This window comes from Streptomyces sp. NPDC001796 (genome assembly GCF_042892355.1).
GTDB lineage: Bacteria > Actinomycetota > Actinomycetes > Streptomycetales > Streptomycetaceae > Streptomyces.
In genome coordinates, this window is record NZ_JBIAUC010000008.1 from 71,577 (window position 1) to 96,338 (window position 24,762).

General features: G+C 72.2%; 21 protein-coding genes and 1 pseudogene. 12 read left to right on the forward strand and 10 right to left on the reverse strand.

The window, feature by feature from the left end:
* The first annotated feature begins 88 nt into the window (after positions 1 to 88).
* Entirely contained in the window at positions 89 to 844 is a 756-nt protein-coding gene (locus ACFYZE_RS18340; RefSeq protein ID WP_388994597.1) for a dienelactone hydrolase family protein, read from the forward strand.
* 13 nt (positions 845 to 857) lie between these two features.
* Here ACFYZE_RS18340 and ACFYZE_RS18345 read toward each other — a convergent pair whose 3' ends face one another.
* Positions 858 to 1,727, reverse strand: coding sequence for a universal stress protein (locus tag ACFYZE_RS18345; RefSeq protein WP_388994599.1), 870 nt, complete (start codon positions 1,725 to 1,727; stop codon positions 858 to 860).
* A 134-nt stretch (positions 1,728 to 1,861) separates the two neighbouring features.
* Between ACFYZE_RS18345 and ACFYZE_RS18350 the strand changes: the two genes are divergently transcribed.
* From ACFYZE_RS18350 to ACFYZE_RS18360, 3 genes are read left to right on the forward strand one after another with little or no spacing between them, the layout of a single operon-like run.
* Complete coding sequence (locus ACFYZE_RS18350; RefSeq protein ID WP_388994601.1) at positions 1,862 to 3,541, forward strand: FAD-dependent oxidoreductase; 1,680 nt, start codon at positions 1,862 to 1,864, stop codon at positions 3,539 to 3,541.
* A 22-nt stretch (positions 3,542 to 3,563) separates the two neighbouring features.
* Positions 3,564 to 5,024 carry an ATP-binding protein gene (locus ACFYZE_RS18355; RefSeq protein WP_388994604.1) on the forward strand — a complete coding sequence of 487 codons (1,461 nt, stop codon included), beginning with the start codon at positions 3,564 to 3,566 and terminating at the stop codon, positions 5,022 to 5,024.
* Positions 5,021 to 5,371 (forward strand): UBP-type zinc finger domain-containing protein, encoded by a 351-nt coding sequence (locus tag ACFYZE_RS18360; RefSeq protein ID WP_388994608.1) that lies wholly within the window; start codon positions 5,021 to 5,023, stop codon positions 5,369 to 5,371. Before ACFYZE_RS18355 ends, ACFYZE_RS18360 begins: the two co-directional genes overlap by 4 nt.
* Here ACFYZE_RS18360 and ACFYZE_RS18365 read toward each other — a convergent pair.
* A complete protein-coding gene (locus tag ACFYZE_RS18365; protein ID WP_388994611.1) occupies positions 5,368 to 6,807 on the reverse strand; it encodes a serine hydrolase domain-containing protein in 1,440 nt (479 codons plus the stop codon). The genes ACFYZE_RS18360 and ACFYZE_RS18365 overlap by 4 nt on opposite strands.
* Before the next feature lie 192 nt (positions 6,808 to 6,999).
* On the opposite strand from ACFYZE_RS18365, the gene ACFYZE_RS18370 reads away from it, so the two are divergent.
* The 3 genes from ACFYZE_RS18370 (at position 7,000) to ACFYZE_RS18380 (ending at position 11,059) form a co-directional block, all read left to right on the forward strand.
* Positions 7,000 to 7,971, forward strand: a complete 972-nt coding sequence (locus ACFYZE_RS18370; RefSeq protein ID WP_388994614.1) for an LLM class F420-dependent oxidoreductase — start codon at positions 7,000 to 7,002, stop codon at positions 7,969 to 7,971.
* 76 nt (positions 7,972 to 8,047) lie between these two features.
* Complete coding sequence (locus ACFYZE_RS18375; RefSeq protein WP_388994617.1) at positions 8,048 to 9,322, forward strand: 4-hydroxybenzoate 3-monooxygenase; 1,275 nt, start codon at positions 8,048 to 8,050, stop codon at positions 9,320 to 9,322.
* A 114-nt stretch (positions 9,323 to 9,436) separates the two neighbouring features.
* Positions 9,437 to 11,059, forward strand: a complete 1,623-nt coding sequence (locus ACFYZE_RS18380; RefSeq protein ID WP_388994620.1) for a serine/threonine protein kinase — start codon at positions 9,437 to 9,439, stop codon at positions 11,057 to 11,059.
* 76 nt (positions 11,060 to 11,135) lie between these two features.
* On the opposite strand, the gene tgmB is transcribed toward ACFYZE_RS18380, so the two are convergent.
* Both tgmB and tgmA read right to left on the reverse strand, forming a co-directional pair.
* Entirely contained in the window at positions 11,136 to 12,092 is a 957-nt protein-coding gene (gene tgmB / locus ACFYZE_RS18385; RefSeq protein WP_388994623.1) for an ATP-grasp ribosomal peptide maturase, read from the reverse strand.
* 13 nt (positions 12,093 to 12,105) lie between these two features.
* Positions 12,106 to 12,297, reverse strand: coding sequence for a putative ATP-grasp-modified RiPP (gene tgmA / locus ACFYZE_RS18390; RefSeq protein ID WP_388994626.1), 192 nt, complete (start codon positions 12,295 to 12,297; stop codon positions 12,106 to 12,108).
* A 250-nt stretch (positions 12,298 to 12,547) separates the two neighbouring features.
* On the opposite strand from tgmA, the gene ACFYZE_RS18395 reads away from it, so the two are divergent.
* Positions 12,548 to 12,835: a hypothetical protein gene (locus tag ACFYZE_RS18395; protein WP_388994629.1), complete on the forward strand. Its 288-nt coding sequence runs from the start codon at positions 12,548 to 12,550 to the stop codon at positions 12,833 to 12,835.
* A gap of 28 nt (positions 12,836 to 12,863) precedes the next feature.
* On the opposite strand, the gene ACFYZE_RS18400 is transcribed toward ACFYZE_RS18395, so the two are convergent.
* Entirely contained in the window at positions 12,864 to 13,847 is a 984-nt protein-coding gene (locus tag ACFYZE_RS18400) for an aldo/keto reductase (protein ID WP_388994632.1), read from the reverse strand.
* 134 nt (positions 13,848 to 13,981) lie between these two features.
* Between ACFYZE_RS18400 and ACFYZE_RS18405 the strand changes: the two genes are divergently transcribed.
* Positions 13,982 to 15,721: a cholesterol oxidase substrate-binding domain-containing protein gene (locus tag ACFYZE_RS18405; RefSeq protein ID WP_388994635.1), complete on the forward strand. Its 1,740-nt coding sequence runs from the start codon at positions 13,982 to 13,984 to the stop codon at positions 15,719 to 15,721.
* A gap of 25 nt (positions 15,722 to 15,746) precedes the next feature.
* Here ACFYZE_RS18405 and ACFYZE_RS18410 read toward each other — a convergent pair.
* The 3 genes and pseudogenes from ACFYZE_RS18410 to ACFYZE_RS18420 all read right to left on the reverse strand — a co-directional run.
* Positions 15,747 to 16,760: pseudogene (locus ACFYZE_RS18410) on the reverse strand (helix-turn-helix domain-containing protein); the annotation flags it as partial.
* A gap of 163 nt (positions 16,761 to 16,923) precedes the next feature.
* Positions 16,924 to 17,937: an alpha/beta hydrolase gene (locus ACFYZE_RS18415; RefSeq protein ID WP_388994638.1), complete on the reverse strand. Its 1,014-nt coding sequence runs from the start codon at positions 17,935 to 17,937 to the stop codon at positions 16,924 to 16,926.
* A 325-nt stretch (positions 17,938 to 18,262) separates the two neighbouring features.
* On the reverse strand, positions 18,263 to 18,652 hold the full coding sequence (locus tag ACFYZE_RS18420) for a hypothetical protein (RefSeq protein WP_388994641.1): 390 nt from the start codon (positions 18,650 to 18,652) through the stop codon (positions 18,263 to 18,265).
* 208 nt (positions 18,653 to 18,860) lie between these two features.
* Between ACFYZE_RS18420 and ACFYZE_RS18425 the strand changes: the two genes are divergently transcribed.
* The 3 genes from ACFYZE_RS18425 (at position 18,861) to ACFYZE_RS18435 (ending at position 20,903) form a co-directional block, all read left to right on the forward strand.
* A complete protein-coding gene (locus ACFYZE_RS18425) occupies positions 18,861 to 19,781 on the forward strand; it encodes a MurR/RpiR family transcriptional regulator (protein WP_388994643.1) in 921 nt (306 codons plus the stop codon).
* A 307-nt stretch (positions 19,782 to 20,088) separates the two neighbouring features.
* On the forward strand, positions 20,089 to 20,475 hold the full coding sequence (locus ACFYZE_RS18430) for a hypothetical protein (protein ID WP_388994646.1): 387 nt from the start codon (positions 20,089 to 20,091) through the stop codon (positions 20,473 to 20,475).
* Positions 20,476 to 20,597: 122 nt separating this feature from the next.
* A complete protein-coding gene (locus ACFYZE_RS18435) occupies positions 20,598 to 20,903 on the forward strand; it encodes a YkvA family protein (protein ID WP_388994649.1) in 306 nt (101 codons plus the stop codon).
* Between the two features lie 85 nt (positions 20,904 to 20,988).
* Here the strand turns inward: ACFYZE_RS18435 and ACFYZE_RS18440 are convergent, their stop codons facing one another.
* Both ACFYZE_RS18440 and ACFYZE_RS18445 read right to left on the reverse strand, forming a co-directional pair.
* A complete protein-coding gene (locus ACFYZE_RS18440) occupies positions 20,989 to 23,499 on the reverse strand; it encodes a SpoIIE family protein phosphatase (RefSeq protein WP_388994652.1) in 2,511 nt (836 codons plus the stop codon).
* 157 nt (positions 23,500 to 23,656) lie between these two features.
* Positions 23,657 to 24,676 carry a LacI family DNA-binding transcriptional regulator gene (locus ACFYZE_RS18445; protein ID WP_388994655.1) on the reverse strand — a complete coding sequence of 340 codons (1,020 nt, stop codon included), beginning with the start codon at positions 24,674 to 24,676 and terminating at the stop codon, positions 23,657 to 23,659.
* Positions 24,677 to 24,762: the final 86 nt, after the last annotated feature.

Consider the following 24,762-nt stretch of genomic DNA (forward strand, 5'->3'; position numbering starts at 1 on the left):
GCGACCCGACGACCGGCGTTGCGATGATGATCGCAAGGCCCGGCCGGGGTCGTCGCCGGCCGGACGTCGACAGGCAGGAGAACCACACATGACCGCCACCCGTGGAACGTCCGTGGACATCCCCACCGAGGACGGCACGGCGGACGCGTACCTCGCCCACCCGGACGACCGCGGCCCCCACCCCGCGGTCCTGCTCTACATGGACGCCTTCGGACTGCGTCCGTCCCTGAAGAAGATGGCCGACCGCCTCGCCGGGCACGGCTACACGGTCCTGGTCCCCAACGTCTTCTACCGCCACGGCCGGTCGCCCGTGATCGAGCTGCCCGACTTCATCGACCCGTCGGCGCGCCCGGAGATCTTCCAGCAGGTCATGCCGATGGTGCGGGCGCTGACGCCCGAGCGTGCGGAGCGGGATGCCGACGCCTATCTGCGCCGGCTGGCCGACTGCCCGCAGGCCGCCGACGGCCCGGTCGGTGTCGTCGGCTACTGCATGGGCGCCCGACTGGCCCTGCGCATCGCGGGCACGCACCCGGAGCGGGTCGCCGCCGTGGCCGGCTTCCACGGCGGGCAGCTGGCGACCGACCAGCCGGACAGCCCCCATCTGCTGGCCGGCCGCATCACCGCGGAGGCGTACTTCGGACACGCCGACAAGGACCACTCCCTGCCGCCCGAGCAGATCGAGCGGCTGGAGAAGGCGCTCACCGACGCGGGTGTGCGTCACCGCTGCGAGGTCTACCCGGGCGCCCCGCACGGCTACACCCAGGAGGACACCTCCAGCTACCACGCCGAGGCGGCGGAACGGCACTGGCGGGAGCTGCTGGCCCTGCTCGGCCGCGCTCTGTGAGAGGGAGCCCGCATCAGGCGGGCGGTACGACCGCCACCGGGCAGGGTGCGTGGTGCAGCAGCGCGTGCGCCACCGATCCGATGCGGGGTCCGACGGCCCGGGTCGCACGGCGTCCCGCCACCACGAGCTGGGCGTCGCCGGCCGCGGAGAGCAGCACCTGGGCGGCGCTGCCCATCTCCACGTGCTCGGTCACCGGCACGTCGGGGTAGCGGTCCCGCCAGGGGCGCAGCGCCTCGTCGAGCGCTTTCCTCTCGAACTGTTCCAGCCCACCGGCCTCGTCGAGCAGCTTGAGCGAGCCGGGGCTGTAGGCGAACACGGGCGGCAGGCTCCAGGCCCGTACGACGCGGACGGCTGCGCCCCGGGCGGCGGCCGTCTCGAAGGCGAAGGCGAGCGCGGGCGCGCTGTCGTCCGGCCCTCCGTGCTGTCCCACGACGATGTGGTGACCCGCCGCCTCGGCGGCGGGCCGGTCGTCCGCGCGGACCAGCACCACGGGCCTGGTGGACTCGGCGATCACCTGCTGACCCACGGAGCCGATCAGGAACCCGACGACCGCGCCGTGCCCGCGTGAGCCCAGCACCAGCAATTCGGCCGTGGCCGCCTCGGCGACCAGCGACTCGACGGGCGCTCCCTGGAGCGCCTCGGCGGTCACGGTCAGCTCCGGGTGCCGCTCGGTGAGTGCGCCCCGGGCCGCGTCCACGACCTGGCGGGCCCATCGGGCCTGGGCGTCCTCGTCGGCCGGCAGGGCGACGTCCAGGGCCTGCCACTGCCAGGCGTGCACGATCCTCAGCGGCAGGCCCCGGCGCACGGCCTCCCGGCCCGCCCAGGCCGCCGCGGCGACGCTCTCCGGCGATCCGTCCACTCCCACGGTGATCGGGCGGGTCATGCTGCTGCCTTCCTGTCGCTGCTCCGGTGGAGGCGATCATGCCACCGGTCAGGTGCTCACCGGGTTCAGGAGCGAAACCGGGCGATCGAACATACGATGGCCGAGACGTGGATGAGCTCGGGGCGGGAGACCTCATGGCACAGGCTGCGGGGGCAGCTGCACGGACCGTCATCCTGACCGTGGACGACGACCCCGGAGTGTCGCGTGCCGTGGCGCGCGACCTGCGCCGCCGCTACGGCGAGTCGTACCGCATCGTGCGCGCCGAGTCCGGTGAGAGCGGGCTCGAGGCGCTTCGGGAGCTGAAGCTGCGCGGCGACCTGGTGGCGGTGATCCTGGCCGACTACCGGATGCCGCAGATGAACGGCATCGAGTTCCTGGAACAGGCCGTGGACGTCTACCCGGGCGCGCGGCGGGTGCTGCTGACGGCGTACGCGGACACCAACGCGGCCATCGACGCGATCAACGTGATCGACCTCGACCACTATCTCCTCAAGCCGTGGGACCCGCCCGAGGAGAAGCTCTACCCGGTCCTGGACGATCTGCTGGAGGCGTGGCGGACCTCCGACTACCGGCCGGTTCCCACCACGAAGGTGGTCGGCCACCGCTGGTCGGCTCGCTCCTCGGGCGTACGGGAGTTCCTGGCCCGGAACCAGGTGCCCTACCGCTGGTACTCGGTCGAGACCCCGGAGGGGCAGCGGCTGCTGGCGGCGGCCGGGCAGGACGGGGAGCGGCTGCCGCTCGTCGTCACCACGGACGGCACGCCGCTGGTCGAGCCGGAGGACCCGGAACTGGCCGCGCACGTGGGCCTGGCGACGACGCCGACCTCGGAGTTCTACGACCTGGTCGTGATAGGCGGCGGGCCCGCCGGGCTGGGGGCGGCGGTGTACGGGGCGTCGGAGGGCCTGCGGACGCTGCTCGTGGAGCGGTCCGCGACCGGCGGTCAGGCCGGGCAGAGTTCCCGGATCGAGAACTACCTCGGCTTCCCCGACGGCGTGTCGGGCGCGCAGCTGACGGACCGGGCGCGCCGGCAGGCGAAGAAGTTCGGCGCGGAGATCCTCACCGCGCGGGAGGTGTCCGCTCTCGAGGTCAACGGTGCGGCCCGGATCGTGCGGTTCTCGGACGGGACCGCGATCGGCGCGCACAGCGTGATCCTGGCGACCGGCGTGTCCTACCGGCAGCTCCAGGCGCCGGGGCTCGCGGAGCTGACGGGGTGCGGGGTGTTCTACGGTTCGGCGCTGACGGAGGCGCCGGCCTGTTCCGGGTACGACGTGTACATCGTGGGCGGCGCCAACTCGGCGGGCCAGGCGGCGATGTACCTGTCCCGGGGCTGCAAGTCCGTCAACCTCCTGGTGCGCGGCGAGTCGCTGTCGGCGTCGATGTCGCACTATCTGATCCAGCAGATCAACGACGCTCCGAACATTCACGTCCGCACCCGGACCGTGGTGGACGCGGCGCACGGCTCGGACCATCTGGAGAAGCTGACGCTGCGGGACGTGGCGACCGGGCAGACCGAACTCGTCGACGCGCAGTGGCTGTTCGTGTTCATCGGGGCGGCGCCGCTCACCGACTGGCTGGAGGGGACGGTGCTGCGGGACGAGCGGGGATTCATCCCGACCGGCCCCGACATGACGAGCGACGGGCAGCCGCCGAAGGGCTGGGAGCTTGACCGGCCCCCGTACCACCTGGAGACCAACGTCCCGGGCGTGTTCGTGGCGGGCGACGCGCGCGCCGAGTCCGCCAAGCGGGTGGCCTCCGCGGTGGGCGAGGGTGCCATGGCCGTGATGCTCGTCCACCGGTATCTGGAGCAGTCATGAACTCGACGCGCGGGGAGCGGTGATGGGCGGTCGGCCGATGACGTGCGACCGGGAGGAGCTGAAGACCCTCTTCCTGTTCGAGAAGCTGGACGACGAGCAGCTGGCGCGGCTGTGCCGGGAAGGCCGGGTGGAGGAGTTCGACCCCGGCCCGGTCTACACCGAGGGCGAGCCCGCCACCTGCTTCTTCGTCCTCCTCAAAGGGACGGTCGTGCTGTCGCGGCGGGTCGGCGCCGACGACGTGGAGGTCAACCGGACCTCGCAGCGCGGTGTGTACGCGGGCGCCTTCCAGGCGTATCTGGGCGACCGGGCCGCGGCGTCGTACAGCGGCTCGATGCGGGTCACCGAGCCTTCGCGGTTCTTCATCCTGCCCGCGGAGACGTTCGCCTCGATCATGCGGGACTGGTTCCCGATGGCGGTGCACCTGCTGGAGGGGTTGTTCTTCGGCTCCAAGAACACCCAGCAGGTCATCAACCAGCGGGAGCGCCTGCTGGCGCTCGGATCGCTGTCCGCCGGTCTCACCCATGAGCTCAACAACCCGGCCGCGGCGGCCGTGCGCGCCACCTCGGCGCTGCGCGAGCGGGTCGCCGGGATGCGGCACAAGCTGGGCGTGATCGCCGCCGGACGCTACGAGCCGGACGCGCTGCTGACACTGGTCGAGATCCAGGAGCGGACCGCCGAACAGGTCGCCAAGGCCGCGCCGGTCAGCCCGCTGGAGGCGTCCGACCGCGAGGACGAGATCACCGACTGGCTCGACGACCACGGCATCGACGGCGGCTGGCAGCTCGCGCCGACGTTCGTGCAGGCCGGGCTCGACACGGACTGGCTGGACCAGGTCGCGGCTGCCGTCGACGAGCGGACGCTGGAGGGTGCGGTCCGCTGGCTCAACTACACGGTCGAGACCGAGCTGCTGATGAACGAGATCGAGGACTCCACGACCCGGGTGTCCACGCTCGTCAACGCGGCCCGGCAGTACTCGCAGCTCGACCGGGCGCCGTACCGGACGGCCGATGTGCACGAACTCCTCGACAGCACCCTGATGATGCTGTCCGGGAAGATCGGCAAGCGGATCACCGTAGTCAAGGACTACGACCGGTCCTTGCCCGACATCCCCGCCTATCCGGGCGAGTTGAACCAGGTGTGGACCAACCTCATCGACAACGCGGTGTCGGCCATGAACGACGCGGGCGGAGAGGGCACGTTGACCGTTCGCACGGCCCTCGACCACGACCAGTTGCTCGTGGAGTTCCGCGACACGGGTCCGGGTGTGCCGGAGGAGATCCGCGACCGCATCTTCGACCCGTTCTTCACCACGAAGCCGGTCGGCCAGGGAACCGGGCTCGGTCTGGACATCTCCTGGCGCATCGTCGTCAACAAGCACCACGGCAGCCTGAGCGTGCGGTCCGAGCCTGGCGACACGCGGTTCCAGGTACGGCTGCCGCTCACTGCCGTGGATTCCGAGACAGCACCGGAGGCGTCGTCATGAGCACAGTGCAGGGGATCGACCCGAACGTCCCGCCGAGCGGTACCGGGTGCGTGGAGTGCGAGGCGGCGGGCGGATGGTGGTTCCATCTGCGACGGTGCGCGCAGTGCGGGCACATCGGGTGTTGCGACGACTCGCCCTCGAAGCACGCGACGGCGCACTTCCAAGCCACCGGGCATCCCGTGATCCGCAGTTTCGAGCCGGGCGAGGACTGGTTCTGGAACTACGAGACGTCCGAGCTGTACGAGGCCGGGCCCGAGTTGGCTCCTCCGGCCTGCCACCCCGAGGACCAGCCCGCGCCGGGGCCGCGGGGGCGGGTCCCGGCCAACTGGATGGAGACGCTCGGCTAGCCGGGCCGTCCCGCACGGGGCGCCCGGTGCCGGTTCAGTGGCCCCGCGTGCAGCGGTGTGGTGTGCCAGTGGGCGGTGAACGTGCCCGTGCCGGGCGTGCCCGTGATGGTCAGGCGGTGCGGGGTCTCCAGGAACAGGACGTCGGCGCTCAGGGTGTCCGGGGTCGTCCAGCCGCCGCTCGTCGCCGTGGGAAGCGAGTCCTCCTCGACCGCCCAGGCGGAGCCCGGAAGGCGGAGCACGAGGCGGTCCTCCCCCTCGACCAGGGTCATCCTCCAGCTGCCGTCCTCGGGGGCGACCTCGACCGCCGTCAACGTCGGCTGTTCCGGGCAGTGGCCGCCCTGCGGTGTGAGGCGGATTCCTGACGGGATCCCGGGTTCGGCCTCCGCCGCCACCGGCGGCAGCGCAAGGCGTTCGAGGCGGTCCTGGAGCGCCTTGTCCTCGCCGTCGTGGTCGGTCAGCGGGGCAGGACCGAACGCGGGCAGCAGGTGCCGCCACATCGCGTCCAGCAGCTGCTGCATCTGCTCGGTCGCCGCCGTCGTCGCGATCACCGCGTCGTGCTCGGGCAGGACGACGCAGAACTGGCCGTACGCCCCGTCGCCCCGGTATCCGTGCCGTGAGCCCCAGAACTGGTAGCCGTATCCCTGCTGCCAGTCCGGCACCGGGCCCCCGGCCTTGAAGCCGGCGGTGGCGATGTGCGGGCGTGTCGCCTCCACCACCCAGGACGACGGCAGCACGCGCCTGCCCTCCCAGACACCCTCCTGGAGGTACAGCTGGCCCAGGCGGGCGACCGCGTCCGTGGCGGCGTGCAGCCCGGCGAATCCGAGGTCGCGGCCTCGCGGGTGCTGAACCCAGGCGGTCTCCCCGATGCCGAGCGGATCGAAGAGCCTCGGACGCAGGTACTGGGTCAGTGACTGTCCGGACTGCCGCTGCACGATCGCGGCGAGCGTGTACGTCGCGGACTGGTTGTAGGCGAAGACCGTTCCCGGGTCGCCGTCCGGCGGGATCAGGAGAAAGCCGCGCACGGGCTCCGCACGGTCGTGTGCCAGCGCCTCGGCCCAGGTCTCGGCGACGTGTCCGCTCGCCATGGATGCGACGTGCCGGACCAGCATGGCCCGGCTGCGCGGGTCGGTGATGTCCGCCTCGAACTCGGGGAAGTACGAGACCACGGGCGCGTCCAGGTCGAGAATGCCCTCCGCGACGGCCAGCCCGGCGGCGGTCGAGGTGAAGCTCTTGCTGAGCGAGTACAGCAGGTGGGGGCGGTCGGCGGTGTACGGCGCCCACCAGCCGGAGGCCACCAGGCGGCCGTGGCGCAGGATCATCAGGCTGTGCGGCTCGATGTCCGGCGCCGCCTCCACCGCGTCGAGGAACGCCTGGATCCCACGGGCGTCGACCCCTTGCTCCGCGGGTGTGCTGACGGGCAACGGGCGGGCACTCATCGGGCGGCCTCCTGCACGGTCTCGGCGGGTGATCGGACAACTGCCGGCCAGGACTGCTGACCACACCTGCTGACCGGACGGCTGATCGCTGTACCCGCCATCCTTCCGCGTCCGCCCGGCGGGTGTCCACGGTGTCGTCGCACGGACCCCCGTAGCCAGTTTTCGTCCCTTCCAACCGGGAACCCGTGCTTTATGGTGCGAATCGGATACACGATGATGACCGAACAGGCGGGCCCGCGCGAGCTCGTCGACCATGTGGTGCGGGCCGAGGAGGCCGGGTTCGACTTCTCCGTGACCTCCGACCACTACTTCCCGTGGCTGCGGGAGCAGGGGCACGCCCCTTACGCGTGGAGCGTGCTGGGCGCCGCCGCCCAGGCCACCTCGCGCATCCCGCTGATGACCTATGTGACCTGTCCGACCGTCCGCTACCACCCGGCGGTGGTGGCCCAGAAGGCGGCGACGATGCAGCTGCTGTCCCTGGGCCGCTTCCGACTGGGGCTCGGCGCCGGCGAGAACCTCAACGAGCACGTGGTGGGCCGGGGTTGGCCCTCGGTCGAGGTGCGGCACGAGATGCTGGAAGAGGCGGTCGGCATCATCCGCGACCTGTTCGGCGGAGGCCATGTCAGCCGGCGGGGCAAGCACTTCAGCGTGGACTCGGCGCGGCTGTGGGACCTGCCGGACGAGCCGCCGCAGATCGGCGTCGCCGTCTCCGGCGAGCGGTCCTGCGCGCTCGCGGGCCGGCTCGCCGACCTGGTCATCGCCACAGAACCGAAACAGGAGCTGCTGACCGCGTTCGACCGGCACGGCGGCGAGGGCAAGCCGCGGGTCGGGCAGCTGCCGGTCTGCTACGACCGGGACCGGGACGCGGCGATCCGGCGGGCGCACGAGCAGTTCCGCTGGTTCGGCTGCGGCTGGAAGGTCAACTCCGAGCTGCCTCATCCGGATTCGTTCGCGTCGGCCACCCAGTTCGTGACGCCCGACGACGTGGCCGCCTCCATTCCGTGCGGCGACGACCCGGCGGACTTCGTGGAGGCCGTACGACCCTATGCCGAGGCCGGGTTCACGGAGATCGCGCTGGTGCAGATCGGTGGCGAGTCGCAGCCCGAGTACATCGAGTGGTCGAGCAAGGAGCTTCTGCCGGCCCTGCGGAGCGCCCTCGGCTGAGACCGCGACGACGGGGGCGGCTGCTTAACGGCGCCTGGCCTGTGAGGGGTTGACGGTACGCCGTCATAATGACCGGATGATCGACTCCTCCCCCGCCCCCGTTCCCCCGCCCGAGCCACGCGTTCCCGTCGTCATCGTCGGCGCCGGTCCCGCCGGGCTGACGCTCGCCAACATCCTGCGGGACGCCTCCGTGGACTGTGTCGTCCTGGAGGCGGAGAGCAGGGAGTTCATCGAACAGCGGCCCCGGGCGGGGTTCCTCGAGGAGTGGGCCGTGCGGGCGCTCGAGCGGCACGGGCTGGCCGGGCGGCTGCTGGAGACGGCGCAGACGCACAGCGAGTGCGAGTTCCGCGTCGACGGGGAGCGGATCCGGTTCCCGTACGCGGAGATCTCCGGCCACCACCACTTCGTGTACCCGCAGCCGTTGCTCGTCACCGACCTCGTGCGCGAGTACGCGGACGTCAAGAGGGGCGACATACGGTTCGGTGTGCGGGACGTGGAGGTGCACGGCATCGACACCGACGAGCCGTCCGTGTCGTACACGGATCCGGATTCCGGTGAGCACCGGCGCATCGCATGTGAGGTGATCGCCGGCTGCGACGGCGCCCGCGGTGTGACCCGGAGCGCTGTGCCGTCCGGGCGCGCGCACCTGGCGCGGCTCGACCACGGGGTCGGCTGGCTGGCACTGCTCGCCGAGGCGCCGCCGTCGTCGGACTGCGTCGTCTTCGGGGTCCATCCACGCGGCTTCGCCGCCCACATGGCGCGCAGCCCACAGGTCACCCGCTACTACCTCGAGGTGCCGCCCGGCGACGACCCGGAGAACTGGCCGCACGACCGTGTCTGGTCCGAGCTGCGCGAACGGCTGTCCGTCGCCGGGACACCGCCGCTGACCGAAGGGCGGCTGATCGAGAAGCGCGTCCTGGACATGCACAACTATGTGGTCCAGCCGATGACGTACGGGCGGCTGTTCCTCGCGGGCGACGCGGCGCACCTGGTCGCTCCGATCGCCGCGAAGGGCATGAACCTCGCCCTGCACGACGCGCTGCTGCTCGCGGACGCGCTCATCGCCTACCACCGCACGGGGGACACCGGCGGCCTGCGCGGCTACTCGGCGGCCTGCCTGCGGCGCGTGTGGCAGTACCAGGAGTTCTCCGAGTGGTTCGCGGAGTTGCTGCACGGGCCGTCGTCGGGTGATCCGTTCCGCGCGGGCAACGCCCTCGCGCGGCTGCGACGGCTGTTCCACTCCCCCGCGGCGGCGGCCGCGTTCGCGGAGTCGTACATCGGTGCGGCTGTAGAGGTAACCGACGGTAAACTACCGACCAGTAGCCAAGAGGAAGCATTTTCGCACGTGTGAGCGGTGTACGGCGGGCCGGGGAAATCCGGCTCGTAGAAAATCGCCTTTCTTTGAACACCCACCGTCACGTCCGCCGTACATCCGGGAAAGGGAGAGTCCGGTGCGCTGCGAGGGATGACGATGGACCACGGGCAGGTCTCCACACGGGAGTTGGTCGCCGGACGGTACCGGACGCTCGAAGTCGTCCACCGGGAGGAGGGGCGCACCGTCTGGCTCGGCGAGGACGCAAACTTCGCACGGCCGGTCACCCTCACCGAGTCGCGGCTCGCACCCCTGCGGCCCGAGGTCACCTCGCGTCGCACGATCGCCCGGATCCTGCGCGAGTCGGAGGCCATGGAGTTGCTGTGCCCCGGCCGGATCGCCACCGTCCTCGACGTGGTCGACGACAACGGTGTCCTGTGGACCGTGACGGACCGGATCGACGGCACGCCCCTCGGGGTGATCCTCGATCGCGGACCCCTGAACCACGTGCGTGCCGCCCGCATCGGCCTCGGGATCCTCGACGTCCTGGAGGCCGCCCACCGGCGGGGGGTGACCCACGGGGACCTGAGCCCCGGGCAGGTGTTCGTGCAGGAGGGGGGCCAGGTCGTGGTGACCGGGTTCGGACTGATCGGATCGTCCGTCACCCAGCGGGTCACCGCGCCGTCGTACGCCTCCCCCGAACAGGCCCGCGGCTCGAGCGCCGGGCCGGCGGCGGACCAGTGGGCGCTCGGAGCGCTGCTGTACGCGATGGTGGAGGGCCGTCCGCCGATCCGCGACCGGGGGCCGGCCGAGGCGACGCTGCGCGCCGTGGACCGGCTGCCGCTGCGCCCCCCGCTGAGCGCCGGGCCGCTGGCCCCTGCCATCACGGGGCTGCTGCGCCGCGACGCCCTGGAGCGGGTCCCGGAGTCCGCGGTCCGTGCCTCCCTGATGCGCATCGTGAGCGACGACCTCGAGGAGCCCACGCAGGAGGCACTGATGCCGCGCCTGAGGGGAGCGTGGCTGGTCGCCCACCGGGCGGGGCGGGCCTGGGGCGGACCGGCCGTGCGCCGGTCGGTGCTCGTGGGGGCGGGGCTCGTACTCGTGGCCTCCTCGGTCGCGGTCCTCGTCGCGGCGCTCGGCTCGGAGGGAGGCGGCGCGTCGGCGACCGGGACGGAGCCGTCGCGCTCCGTCGCGCCCTCGCGGCCGGCCGCGCCGTCCGGGCACGGCACCGACGGCACGGCCCTTCCTCCCACGACGACTACGGCACCGGCACCGTCCGCGCCCCCGTCGTCACCCGCCGCCAGGAACCCGGCGACGACCTTCCGCCGCTACGACGCTCCGGAGGGCTTCTCCATCGACCTGCCCCAGGGATGGGAGACCCTTGACACCCTCAAGGCCGCCGAGGGCACCTACCGGGTGACGTTCGGCGCGAGCGGGGACCCTCGCACGCTGGCGGTCACCTACAGCGTGCGGCTCGGTACGGATCCGGTCGCCGTGTGGCGGAAGCTGGAGCCGTCCCTGAGGAGCACGTACGCCGACTACACACGGGTAGGCGACATCCGCCCCGTGACCTACCAGGGCCACCCGGGCGCCGACATGGTGTGGTCGTCCACGGTGAACGGCGTCCGGGTGCGCACCTTCGGGCGGGGCTTCCTCCTCGGCGACGGCCGCGGCTGCTCCCTGCGCTGGACGACTCCGGCGGCGGACGCGCAGAGCGCCGCCAACAAGCAGGCACTGGACGTGTTCCTGAGAACGTTCCGGCCGCCGGCGGGGTGAGTGGAGGCCGGGGCCCCGTAGGAGGACGGGGCGGAGCGGATCCGTACGGATCCGCTCCGCCGCGTCGGCTCCACGCCTACCAGCGGCTTTCCGGAGGCCGCCGGTCGGGTGTCCGCCGGGCCAGCCAGTGGGCGATCGACTCCGCTATCGGCTGGCCGGTTTCCAGTTCGATGAAGCCGAACTGGCCGCCCTGGTTGCACTCCAGGAACCACCACACGCCCTCGCCGTCCTCGGCGAAGTCGAAGGCGGCGTACGCGAGACCGGCCGACGCCAGGTACTCGTGGACCGACTTCACGATGCGGTCGGGCACCACGGTGGGCTCCCAGGAGTACTCGGTGTCGCCGTACCGGCCGTCCACCTGCCCGGGCGCCGCTCTCTTGCGGGCACCGAACAGCCGCGCGCCGACGCAGGTCAGCCGGATGTCGGCGCGCTTGGGGATGTAGCGCTGCAACAGGGCCGGGCCGGCCGCGACCGCGGAGAAGTCGGCGTCCGGGCCGATCAGCGTCGTCGGCAGGGCGAGTTCGGGGTCGTCCGGCGGCGGCCCCGACGCCGACTTCACCACCACGTCCCGGTACTCCTCGGCGAACTGCTGGGCCACACGCGGCGCCGTGGTGACGACGGTCGGCGGCACGGCGAAGCCGCTGAGGTGGGCGATCCGCAGCTGCCACGGCTTGTAGCGGGCCTGCTCCGCGTTGCGGGGATGGTTCATCCACCGTGTGGACGCCGAGTAGAGCATGCCGTACAGGGCCTGGCGGGTCTCCGCGGTCAGCCAGGTCGAGGGCTCCGGGGCGTGGGCGGCCGGTTCGCCGGGCCGGCGTACCCACACCGAGCGCAGGCCACCCATGCTCAGGACGTGCCCGCCCAACGAGAGGTGGCCGTCGAAGTCGCCGTGGGCGTAGTCGGCCGACAGCACCGCCCTGCCGGGGAGGTCGGCGGGGTCCAGGCGCATCACGGGCACCGCCCGCTCGTGCAGCTCGGCCACCACCATGTCGGCCGTCACGTCCTGCTCCGACGTGAGGATGAGAACCGTCATCCGGTCCGTGCCGTCAGTCGTCGAAGTGCGTCTGGGAACCCGCCGTCGACGTCGTCGTGCCGGCCGCCAGCAGCAGGGCACGGTCACTGACGGCGGGGCGGCCGTCCGGGAGCACGTTCAACTGCCGCGAGGCGTCGAAGCGGTACGGCGTCACCGCGGCCTGAGCCCCCCTGGGCACGGCATAGTTGAGGGTGAACGGTCGCACGTGAAACCTCCACGGTCTTGGGTTGCCACTTCCCAAATCTTTACGTCTTCCCCCCGTAAGGAATTCATCACTTTCCGACACATGAGGGTGAAGGTCGTCACATACCCGAGACGCAACCCCGTGACGTCACGGGGCGTCCCCGGCACGCCGGATGCGCGCTGTCAGTGCCCTCGGCAACAATGCGGGGTAAAGATCATCTCGCCTTCCGGTCGGGAGGATCACCGCCCTGCCCCGGAAAGGCTGACCGCCCATGACGCGCCCTCGGCTCAGTTCCCGTGCTGCCGAAGTGCTGCGCCTGATCATGGACGAGCGCCTGGCGGTCTTCCTGACGGTGCATGGGAACGGGCGCCGCCGGTACGGCTATTGGCAGACCGACGGCCGTCCGGTGGCCCTGCCGACCGAGGAGTGCGACGCGTTGCGCGCGGCGGGGCGGATCGTGCTCGGCGACCCGGTCGTCGACCGGTCGAAGACCGTCCACCGGGTCCGGGCCGCCGCGCGCGGCACATCCCGCGCGACCCGTTCCGCCCTGACGGCGTGAGGCCGGAACAGGCCGACGGGTCGGGCGGCTACCAGCGGTCCTCGACGTGCTCCTTGATCCGGCGGTCGTACAGGTCCCGGATCGCGTCGAGCGTCTCGCGCGGCAGCGGGGGCAGCTTGGCGACCGCCGAGTTGGCACGGGCCTGGTCTGCGGAGCGGGCGCCGGGGATGACCGTGGTCACGCCGGGCTGCTGGAGGATCCAGGCGAGCGCAAGCTGGGCCGGCGTGCAACCCTCGGGCGCCAGCGCGGCGAACTCGGCCGCCGCCTCCACACCGGTGGCGAAGTCGACACCGGAGAAGGTCTCGCCCTGGTCGAAGGCCTCACCGTGCCGGTTGAAGGAGCGGTGGTCGTTCGCGGCGAAGACGGTGTCCTTGGTGTACTTGCCCGACAGCAGGCCGGAGGCGAGCGGCACCCGGGCGATGATGCCCACGCCGGCCTCCCGCGCGGCCGGGAGGACCTCACGCAGCGGCTTCATGCGGAACGGGTTCAGGATGATCTGCACGCTCGCCACGTTCGGGCGGGCGATCGCGGTCAGCGCCTCCTGGCACGTCTCGACGCTCACCCCGTAGGCGGCGACCCGGCCTTCCTCGACCAGGGTGTCCAGGGCGTCGTACACCTCGCCGGAGGAGTAGACCGGCGTCGGCGGGCAGTGCAGCTGCACCAGGTCGATGCGGTCGACGCCGAGGTTGCGGCGGGAGCGGTCGTTCCAGACCCGGAAGTTGTCGAGGACGTAGTTCTCCGGGATCTGGTCGACGCGGCGGCCCATCTTGGTCGCCACCAGCACGTGCAGGTCGGGCCTGCCGTGCAGGAAGGAGGCGATGGCCTGTTCGCTGCGCCCGTCGCCGTACACATCGGCGGTGTCGAAGAAGGTCACCCCGGACTCGGCCGCCGCCTCCAGCACTTCGTGGGCGTCCTTGTCGTCGACGTCGCCCCAGTCGGCCCCCAGCTGCCAGGTGCCGAGGCCGATCACCGATGCGTGCTGCCCCGACCTGCGGAATTCTCGCTCTTCCATGCGGTCAGTGTGTCATCCGCACCCGGCCGCAGCCGGAACGCCCCTCCCGGACCGGATACATCCACATCACCCGTACGGGTGAATCGATGCGACAGAAGGGAGACACGTGTCAACTGGCGCCTACCGTGGGCGACATGACCGAACCACCAGCCGGTCCCGATGCTGCCATAGGCGGCGGGGAAGCCTTCTGGACGCGCCGGGGTTTCCTGCTCACCGCCGCTTCGCTGGCCACCGCCACCGCGGCCCTGACGCAAGGCACCGCCGCCGCGGACGAGCTGCCCGGATTCCCGCCGGACATCGGCCTGTACCGCACGGCGTACCGCAACTGGGTGGGCGAGATCACCGCCGACGGACTGTGGGCCTGTGCGCCGGCGGACTCGCGAGAGGTCGTGGACGTGGTCAACTGGGCCCGACGGCAGGGCTGGACGGTCCGCGCCCGCGGCTGCTCCCACGGCTGGTCGCCCCTGACCATCCCCGACGGCACGGGGGCCGGGTCGCCCGTACTGCTCGTGGACACCGCCGCCCATCTCACGGGGCTGTCGCTGGAGTCCACCGATCCGGCCGCCGTCCGGGCCGGCACCGGCGTCACTCTCGAGGCCCTGCTCGGCTTCCTGGAGGACCACGGCCTGGGTCTGACCGCGGCGCCGGCGCCCGGTGACCTGACCCTCGGCGGCGCCCTGGCCATCGACGCCCACGGCACGGCGGTCCCGGCCCACGGCGAGAGCCGGCTGCCCGGGCACACCTACGGTTCGCTGAGCAATCTCGTACTGTCCCTGACCGCGGTGGTGTGGGACCAGGACACTGACGCCTACGTCCTGCGCACGTACCGGCGCGACGAGGCCGAAGGTGCCGCGCTGCTCACCCATCTCGGCCGCGCCCTGGTCACCGAGGTGGTGCTGCGCGTGGGCGTCGACACCAACCTCCGCTGCGTCAGCCGCACCGACGTCCCGGCCGCCGAGCTCTTCGCGGCGCCCGGCAGCGACGGCCGGACGTTCGCGCGCTTCCTGGACGAGACGGGCCGGGCGGAGGCGATCTGGTTCGCCTTCACGGAGTTCCCCTGGCTGAAGGTGTGGAGCGTCGCCCCGCGGCGCCCGCTCACCTCGCGGCCGGTGACCTCGCCGTACAACTACCCGTTCTCCGACCACGTGCCCACGCTCGTGGCGGACCTCGCGGGACGGATGGTGTCCGACGCCGCCTGGTACCTCGCGCCCGAGCTGGGCAACGCGCAGCTGGACGCCGCCGTGCTCGGCCTGACCGCCACGCTCTCCGCGGACCTGTGGGGGCCGTCCAAGAACACGCTGCTGTACATCAGACCCACGACGCTGCGGGTCACCGCCAACGGGTACGCGGTCCTCACCTCACGCGACGGGGTGCAGCGCGTCGTCCACGAGTTCACCACCTTCTACCGGGAACGGCTCACCGCGTACGCCGCACGCGGGCGCTTCCCGGTCAACGGCCAGGTCGAGATCCGCGTGACGGGCCTCGACGATCCCGCCGACGTCGGGCTCACCGGCGCCCGGGCCCCGTCGCTGTCGGCGTTGCGGCCGCGCGCCGATCACCCGGAGTGGGACACCGCGGTCTGGCTCGACGTGCTCACCCTGCCGGGCACGCCCTACGCCGAGGAGTTCTACCGGGAGTTGGAGCGGTTTCTGCTCGACACCTACGACGGTGGGGTGGGCCTCGTGCGCGTGGAGTGGTCCAAGGGGTGGGCGTACACGGACCAGGCGGCGTGGTCGGACCCGGACGTGCTGCACGACGCCGTGCCCGGCTCGTTCGGCGACGGGCCGTCCTGGCCCCAGACGTCCGCGGTGCTCTCCCGGCTGGACCCGCACCGCGTGTTCGGGAACGCCTTTCTGGACCGGCTGTTCGCCTAGGAGGGCAGTCGGCGGTCTCGGGCGTGGAGCGCCGCAGTCTCCTTGTCGCCAGGGCGAGTTGCAGGCGCAGTCGGCTGTGCGGGGCGTGCACGTCCCAGCCGAGGACGTGCTCCAGCTGGGCCAGGCGTTCCTGCAGCGTGGAGTGGTGCACCGTCAGCTCCGCGGCGGCGGACCGCAGACTGGGCGCGGACGCCACGGCGTGCAGGGTCACCGCGGCCCACGGGGCCTCGGCGACGGCACGCTCCAGCGCCAGCACGTCCGGGATCGGCGGCGTGTCCGGGCCGACCGCACCGGCGAGCAGGGCCAGTCCGCCCAGGTCGTCCGCGTGGACGGTGCGGGGGCCGGGGTCGTGCGCGGTGCCCTCGGCGGTGAAGCGGAGCGCGGTGCGGGCCGCAGCCCATGACTCGGGCAGCCGTACGGGCTCCACAGCGGGACCTATCCCGGCCCGCGGCTCCTCCCCTGCCGGCCCTCGCACGGGTTCGGCGGGCTCCACTCGGGCGCCGCCGCCGTACAGCGCGACGGCCCGTACCCGCTGTTCGGCGTGGAGTCCCAGCCGGGCCGCCGCGCTGAGCCGTACCGCGGGTGGCGCGGAGGCGTCCAGCAGCGTCTCCAGGAGCGCCGGGTCGTCGGCCGCTGCCCGGCCCCGGGTGCGGTCCAGGACCAGGCGAACGGCTGCCACGGCCCGCTCCAGGATCATGGCGTGGACGCCGTCGGCCGGGCCGGGGTGCTCCAACCACAGCCCGGCTTGCTCCGGGTCGTCCGCAGGGGCATCGGCGCCCGTCGCCAGGGGCGCCCACGGCAAGGCGGGATCGGGCGGGTCCGCCGTGTCGTGGCGGCCCCCGTCGGGTTCGACACGGACGCGGACGCCGCGCCGTTCGTCGGCCAGCCGGGCCGGGCTGCCGGACAGGACCGCGGCGCCGCGCACCAGGGCCTCCAGGCCCGCACGCTCCTCCGTCAGGCGGTCGAAGTACGCGATGACGCGCAGCGCGGCGCCCGCGTCGGGATCGAGCGCCGCGAGCCGTCCTGCCAGCTCTTTCACGGGCCCCATCCTGCGGGTGCGCACGGCCCCTGCCAAGCTCCGGGGGCCGGATCCACCGCCGCCTCCCCGGCACGGCGGACCGCTCGCCCCGCACGGGGAGGGGCGTAGAGGGTGCCTTGTGAATCCGCGACGCCGCGCCGAACCGCAAGGCACCCCTACCCGGTCAGGCGCTCAGCAGCCGCCGCAGCCAGCGCAACCGGGCCGCCCGTGCCTCCTGGGAGAGCAGGGCCTGCGGGGCGAAGCCGTCGAAGCCGTGGAACCCGCCGGGCCACACATGGAGTTCGGCGCGTCCGCCCGCCTGCCAGATACGGGTGGCGTACGCGACGTCCTCGTCGCGGAAGGTCTCCGCGGAGCCGACGTCGATGAAGGCGGGCGGCAGACCGGACAGGTCGGTGGCGCGGGCCGGGGCGGCGTACGGGGAGACGTCCGGTCCGCCGCGCGCGTCGCCGAGGAGCGCGCCCCAGCCGGTGGCGTTGGCGGTGCGGTCCCATGTGCCCCGCCCGGCCATCTGGTGGGCGGAGACCGAGTCGTTGCGGTCGTCCAGCATCGGGCACATGAGCATCTGGCCCAGCAGTGCCGGTCCGCCGCGGTCCCGTGCGAGCAGTGCCAGCGCCGCGGTGAGGCCGCCGCCCGCGCTGCCGCCTGCGAGGATGATGCGCTCGGGGTCGACGCCGAGCTCCTTGGCGTTCTCGGCGGTCCACTTCAGGCCTGCGTAGCAGTCCTCGATCGGCGCCGGGTGCGGATGCTCGGGGGCCAGCCGGTACTCGACGGAGACCACGACCAGCCCCAGCTCCTCGGCCCAGTCGAGCGCCTCGTCCACGCCGAACCGGTTGGTGCCGAGGATCATCCCGCCCCCGTGCGCGTGGTAGATGGCCGGCAGCGGACCGGTCGCACCCGTGGGCCGGCAGATGAGCAGGGAGACGTCGGGCGCGCCGGCCGGTCCCGGTACCGCCCGCTCCTCCACCTCGAAGGCGCCGCCGCGGCGCAGCTCGTCGTCGGAGGGCGGGGGGACGATCATGCCGGCGCGTACGTCGGGGATGGCCTCGGGCGGGAAGCCCGGGGACAACTGCTCGCCGATCAGCTCCAGCGCGGCCGCCAGCTCCGGATCGAAGGGTGGCGGCGGAAAGGCGCGCTCGGCGTCTGTGGACGCCGGGGAGGTCGTCGGCTCGGCGGTCATGGCTGCTCCTCGCGTCGTGGCCACGCCCGTGTGGCCAGTGCCGTTCATGGTGTCCGCCGCCCCGTCGCCGTGGCACGCGCCGTTCGGCGGGAATCCCCCGCCGAACGGCGGGGCGGCACCTGGAACGAGCCGTCGGTGCCGGGCGCGGGGGCGCAGCCGCGGACGAGGGCAGTCCGCGGGCGGGGGCGGGGCGTTCGGGGCGGCCGCAAACCGAGGGCGGACGGGGCGGCCGCGCACCGAGGGCGGACGCGGACGGTTCACTTCCGTCCGCGCCCGCCCCACTGGTGCCCCGCGGCGGCACCGGCATGACGCCAAGGTGTGACGCTCAGGGCCGCGCCCGGCTCTCCAGGAGCAGCTCGACGTCGATCTCCTGGTCCCCGGCGACGACGCCGAGCTGGTGGACGGCGTACAGCTCGTCCAGGGCGCGGCGCAGTCGCTCCACGGCCCTGGGCTCACCCTGCAGCTCGGCCTTGACCGGGCCGGACAGCGGCGGTGGCGGCGACGGGCGCTCGTCCGTGCCGCGCGTGGCCGACGTGTCGAACGTCCCGGTCCACATCGTGGGCCTGGACGTGTGCGCCTCATGGGGCGCCTCCTCGGCGGTGCGGTCCGAGCCGAACTGCCGGCACAGCTCGGCGAACAGGTTCCCGGCGTCCGTCGCCGAGCAGTCGCTGACCACTACTTCGACCTGTGGTGCGTGCGTTTCGGACGCGTTCACGGCCGCTCCTCTCCTCGCGATGGCAGACCGATGGGCCGACCGGACGGCCGACGCGGGTACCCCGCACCAAGGGGCCCATGCACGACGGTACGGCGCGTGTCCCCGGCCCGCCTGTCGGGGAGCAGTCCGCGATATGGGCGGTAAGCCCCCTGGTCAGCGCTGTTGGTGAGCTATGTTGAAGGCCTCGGGACACGACGGAGGAGGTCCGGTGCCATCGCCGCAGCAGACACGCGCGCAGGCGTCTGCGATCACTGCGGGCAAGACGGCCCCGGAAGCGGGTGCCAGCCCGACGTCCCAGCTCAGAGAGTTGTTCGACGGTCCCCGGCTGTCCCCGGGGCACCGCCGGATCGCCCAGTACCTGATCGAGCACATCACCGAGGCCGCGTTCCTGTCGATCACGGATCTGGCCGAGCGGGTGGGAGTGAGTCAGCCTTCGGTGACCCGATTCGCCGCGGCCGTCGGCTTCAGCGGCTACCCCGCGCTGCGGGAGAAGTTGCAGTCCATCGCCCTGGGCACCCTGGGCAGCCCGGGCACTCCGGCGGAGCAGCGCGCCAACGAGTTGCAGGCGGCCGTGGACGCCGAGATCGAGAACCTGGAGAACCTGCGCCGGGACTTCGCCGACCCGGACCAGGTGATCCGGATCGGGCGGGCACTGTCGGCGTCGACGCCGCTGACCGTGATGGGCCTGAGGATCTCCGCCTCCCTCGCCGAGTACTTCGCCTACGGCGCCCGGCGTATCCACCCCGACGTACGGCTGGTGACGCGCGGCGGGACCGTCGCCTACGACGCGATGTTGCAGTCGCGGGAGGCCGGCGGCACCTGGGTGCTGGCCTTCGGGATGCCCCGGCACGCCCAGGAGAGCCTGACCGCGGTGCGGGTGGCGCGCAGCGCGGGGCTCAGGGTGGCCCTGATCACGGATCTGGGACTGGGTCCGCTCGCGGACGAGGCCGACGTCGTGTTCGCCACCGGCACCGGCTCCCGCCTGGTGTTCGACTCCTACGCCGCCCCCGGTCTGATGGCCGCGGCGTTGCTGCAGGCGATGACCGACGCCGATCCGGAGCGGACGCAGGCCCGCCTGGAGGAGTACGAGCAGATCGCCGACCAGCACCAGTTCTTCCTCAAGGACTGACCGGCCCGGGCGCCGGACCGAGGAACCTGCCAAACCGGATCTCTCGCACCAAACACAACATGAATTTTTTCATGTCCTTGCGTATCCGCCGGTATATATAAATACTTCTCGCGGATCGCGGACCGGTACGGCCGGGACGCGCCGTACGGACATCCGGAGTCGTCCGCTCCTACCCACGGGCCCCGGGTGTCCGGCCGGGCCCCGCTGCGCGGGCATCCGTGGTGGCGGCTCCGGCCCTCCCCTAGACCGGAGCCGCCCCCGAAGTCGCCGCAGCACCCTGAGCCGACGTGACCCGGAAGCGAACATCATGGCCTTGACGACGTACTCGCCGATCAGCTCGGACTGGCCGTGCCAGGTCAAAACCCCCGGCAGCTACGACTGGGAGCGGTCGGCGGCCAAGTGGCTGCGGGAACTGGTGCCCGCGCGCTACGGCAGCTACCCGGCCCTGATCCGTCATCCCGTCCTGCTCGCGCGGCACGCCCAGATCCAGGTGCAGAACGAGGTCCGGGTGGCCCGCACCGCACTGCAGACGGCCCGCGCGGAGTTGCCGGCTCTCGGTCTGCCGGAGTCGGTCATCGAGCACACGATCAGGATGTACGCCGCCGAGGTCATGCAGCTGCAGCACATCGCGCGCAGCGTACGCGCCGTCAGCCAGGCGCTGATGGACAGCAACGGGGCACGCCCCGGGCACTGACGCACCGGCACCACCGCCTTCCTCCGCGGCCGTCCGGGGCGTTCGGCCGGGCACGCGCACAGTCCACCGCGAAGCGGGCATCCGTAGGAGAGGACGACTCCTACGGATGCCCGGAGCTGTGCATGGACTCCACGACCTGGGCCGCGCTCGCCGTCGCCGCCGTCCTCGCGGCGGCCCTGCTCGGCGTGGCCCTCGCCCTGCTGCGACGGCTGGTCCGCACGCGCCGCGACCTGCGCCGTGCCGGGCTGCCCACCGGCCCGCGCTGGCTGTTCTGGGGCGCGGTCCTGTACCTGGTGCTGCCCACCGACCTGTTGCCGGATCCCGTCTACCTGGACGACATCGGCGTCCTGCTGCTGGCGCTGAGGTCGATGCGGGCCGCCGTACCGGCACGCGAACCCTGGCGCGAGGGCGGCACGTTGCCCGACTGAGGGGGCGACGGGTGCCCGCCCGCGCCGTGGCGGCTGTCGGCCGAGCGGGCCGCAGGTTGGGAGAATTGCCGGGATCCCGACGTGGTCACCCTGGCCCCGGCGACCTGTCAGCACGTGGGACACCTCGTGCTTCGCCTGCGATCGGAAGCACGGTGGTCCCGTCCGGCTCGGGCACACCGACCAGGAGCAGCGTCACGTCGTCGTCATGGGCGGCCGTGTCCGGGATGAGGGTCGCGATCAACCGGTCCGTGGCCTGATCGAGGATTTCCGGGTCGGCCGGAGCGCCCTTCAGCGCCGTGCCGAGGGTGTGGGCGAGGACGTCGATCTGGGTGTCGATGTCGGTGCCAGGTCTCTCGACCAGTCCGTCGGTGTAGAGGGCGAGTGTGCTGCCCGGTGACAGCCGATGGGTCGTCTCCCGGAACGGCAGCCCGCCGCCACACGAGTCGTTGACGCCCAGCGGCACGCTGACCGGAGCCCGCCGCCGCCGGGCGGAGCCTTCGCGGTTCACTGCGATGACCGGCAGGTGCCCGGCCGAGCACAGGGTGACCTCGCGGGCGCCCTGGTCGATCACGAGGTAGCAGCATGTGACGAGCTGGTCCGCCAGGTCGTCGACGAACGCGTCCAGCCCGGTCATGAGCCGCCACGGCGGTGTACCCGTACGGGCCAGCGCATGGGCGGCGGCGCGCAGCTGGCCCATGACGGCCGCCGCGTCCAGGCCCCGGCCCATCACGTCGCCGATGACGACGCCGGTGCGGTTCTGGTCCAGGGGGATGATGTCGAACCAGTCGCCGCCGACCCCGGGGTCCTGGACGGATGCCAGGTACCGGTGCGCGCTGGGCAGGTGCGGCAGGCGGGGAGGATCGCCCATGAGGCTGTGCTGCAGCGTGTAGGCGATGCGTCGTTGCTGCTCGTAGCGCTCGGCGCGTTCGGCCTCGGCCTGCTTGCGTTCGGTGATGTCCCGAACGGTGAGGAAGACCAGAGTTTCCTGTTCGGCCTGGAAGGTGCTGATGCTGACTTCCACGGGGAACTCACTGCCGTCGCTGTGCAGCCCGTACAGGCCCCTGTCCAGTACCGTCGGCTTCGGGTCGGGCAGGTGCAGATACCGGCGCAGGAGCGCGCTGTGCACTGGGCGCTGCGGGCCGGGCACCAGGTCCTCGACCTTGGTGCCGACGACACCGGCCGGCGCACGGCCGAACAGTGGCTCCACCTGTGCGTTGGCCATGACGATGACACCGTCGCCGTCCGTGATCAGGGTGGCGTCGGGTGCGGATTCCAGCAGCGCGAGGAAGCGCCGGTTGGCCCGCTCCACCTCGCGCTGGGCCGCCACCCGTTCGGTGATGTCGGTGAGCACACCGGCCACGGCGTAGGGCGCGCCGTGCGGATCGTTGAGCGGGAACACAGTGGTGAGGAAGTCCCGTGGCCCTCCCGGCAGGTCGAAATGCTCCTGCCGCTGCACGGGGGTGCCCCGTGCCAGCATGTCGAGGTCGGCAGCCCGCGCGTGACGGGCTACGTCCGGCGGCAGGACATCCTGGTCCCGCCGGCCCAGTAGCCGTTCGCGGGACAGTCCGATGCTCTCCTCGAACTTCGTGTTGAGCGCCAGCAGGCGACCGTCCAGGTCCTTGATGAACATCACCGCGGGCGTGTGGTCCATGAACGCCTGGAGCAGTTCGTTCTGCCGCACCTGATATTCGGCACGCGCGTGCGCCACCTCGATACGCCGGCCCACGGCCAAGGCGGAGAAGACGACCACGGTGAACACGATCAGGTGGCCGCACACCAGCAGCGCGGTGCCCAGACGCCTCCCGTACAGACCTGCGTCCTCACCGGCCAGGACGCCCCAGCCCAGCAGCGGCGGCGCGACCAGGATGGTGGCGAACAGCCGGCGGCCCAGCGCGCCCGTGGTGCCCGCGTTCATCAGCAGTCCCGCGGGGCCTTGGTCCGGCCGGGTCAGGAAGGCGGCGATTCCGAGCAGCACCAGGGCCAGCGCGGTGTGCAGGGCCATGCTGGTGTACCCGCCGAACCGCTCCAGCTGAGGCACGGCGTAGGCGAAGCCGTAGAGCCGCAGCATGCCCAGGGTGAGGACGGCCAGTGCCGGGATCTGACTCGTCCAGGCGGGCAGCCGGAAGGTGCTCGCGCACAGTGACGCCACGCTCCCGACCGTCAGTGCCACAGCCGTGTTCGGGGCCATCCGTCCCGGCGCCCCGGTCGCCACCCGCGCGGTGTCATCCCTGAAGAGAAGCTGATCGATGCCTGCGTTCGCCCTGGTCAGGTACTCGAGAAGGGTGACCCCGCCGATCACCGCGGCCAGGACCGCGGCCGCACGGGCCGCGTTGGTCTTCAGCGGCGTCACGGGCCGGTGAGCCACCATGAACACGGAGAGGCCCAGCGCGAGCAGTCCCACGGCGGCGTTCGGCTTCATGGACGCGGCGACGCCGGGCAGCACGCTCTTCAGCACGCCGATGCCGAAGACCCAGCCGGACAGGCCCATGACGCCGAACGCGGCAGTCATCAGGGCCGCCACCTGAGCCACGGCACGGACACCGGCCACAGCGGGCTCGTGGAACCGCAGTCCCTCGGCCTGCTCTCTGCGTGTCACCAGATCATCACCTTGTGGACAAATAGCCAAATCGGCTTAATTGGCCCAAGTATCGCAAAGAGGCAAGTCTGGTCCAGCCCATCGGAGGGGCCCCGCGGACAGGCGTTCGAGGCCGGCCGGCGCAGGACAGCGGTCACTGCCGTGCGGCCGGCGGCTCTCAGCTGGACTCGCGCACCACCAGCCGGCACGGCACCGTGTGCAGGCCAGGCACCGGTTCGGCGTCGATGGCCTCCAGCAGGCGCAGGGCGGCGATCCTGCCGATCTCGGCGAGGTTCATGTCGATGGTGGTCAGGGGCGGGCGGCTGGCCAGCGCCATCGTGTCCCAGTTGTCATAGCCCACGACCGCGATGTCACCGGGCACGCTCACCCCGCGTTCGCGCAGCGTGTCGGTGACACCCCGGGCGATCTGGTCGTTGCCGCAGAAGAAGGCGTCCGTGTCCGGTGCCGTGCGCAGGACGGCGTCGGCGGCGCGGCGGCCCCACGCCTCGCTCCACTCGCCGAAGTGGGCCCGCCCGGTCGCCAGCCGCAGCGAGGATCGCTCCAGGTGCTCGATGGTGTGCCGGGCCCGGTCGCGGGCCGCCGCGTGGTGCTCCGGGCCGGTGACGTGCGCGATCCGGGTACGGCCGGTGGCCAGCAGGTGGTCCACGGCGAGGTGTGCCCCGCCCTGGTCGTCGGATACCACCGAGGTGTCGGCCGGGTCGGTCGAGGGCGAGAGCGCGTAGACGATGGGGACCGACTCGATGCCGGTCAGCGGGGGGCGGGGGTCCGTGCGGCGGCCGGTGACGATGATGCCGTCGACGCGGCGGTCCATGAGGTTGCGCAGATGGTGCTGCTCCCGGATGGCATCGCCGCGCGTGTCGCACAGCAGCACGGAGATCTTCCCGGCCCCGAGGGCGTCCTCCGCGCCGAGCAGCACCGGGGTACTGAACCGGCCGATGCCGTCCGTCGTCATCAGCCCGACCGTCCAACTGCGGCCGGTGTGCAGGCTCTGGGCGTGCTGGTTGGGCCGGAACCCCAGTGCTTCCACCGCTTCCAGCACCCGCTGCCGGGTCTCGGGACGCATCCTGCCGCCGCCGTTCAGCGCCTTCGACGCCGTGCCGACGCTGACACCCGCCAGGGCGGCGACATCGGCGAGCCTGGCCCGGCCGGCGGAGGGGATGCCTGCAGCAGGGGTCACGGGCAAACCTTTTCCTCGAGGGTAACGGTACGCACCATCCTGGCAGCAGCGCGGGCCCGAGCGCCAGCCCGTGAGCAAGCGGAAAA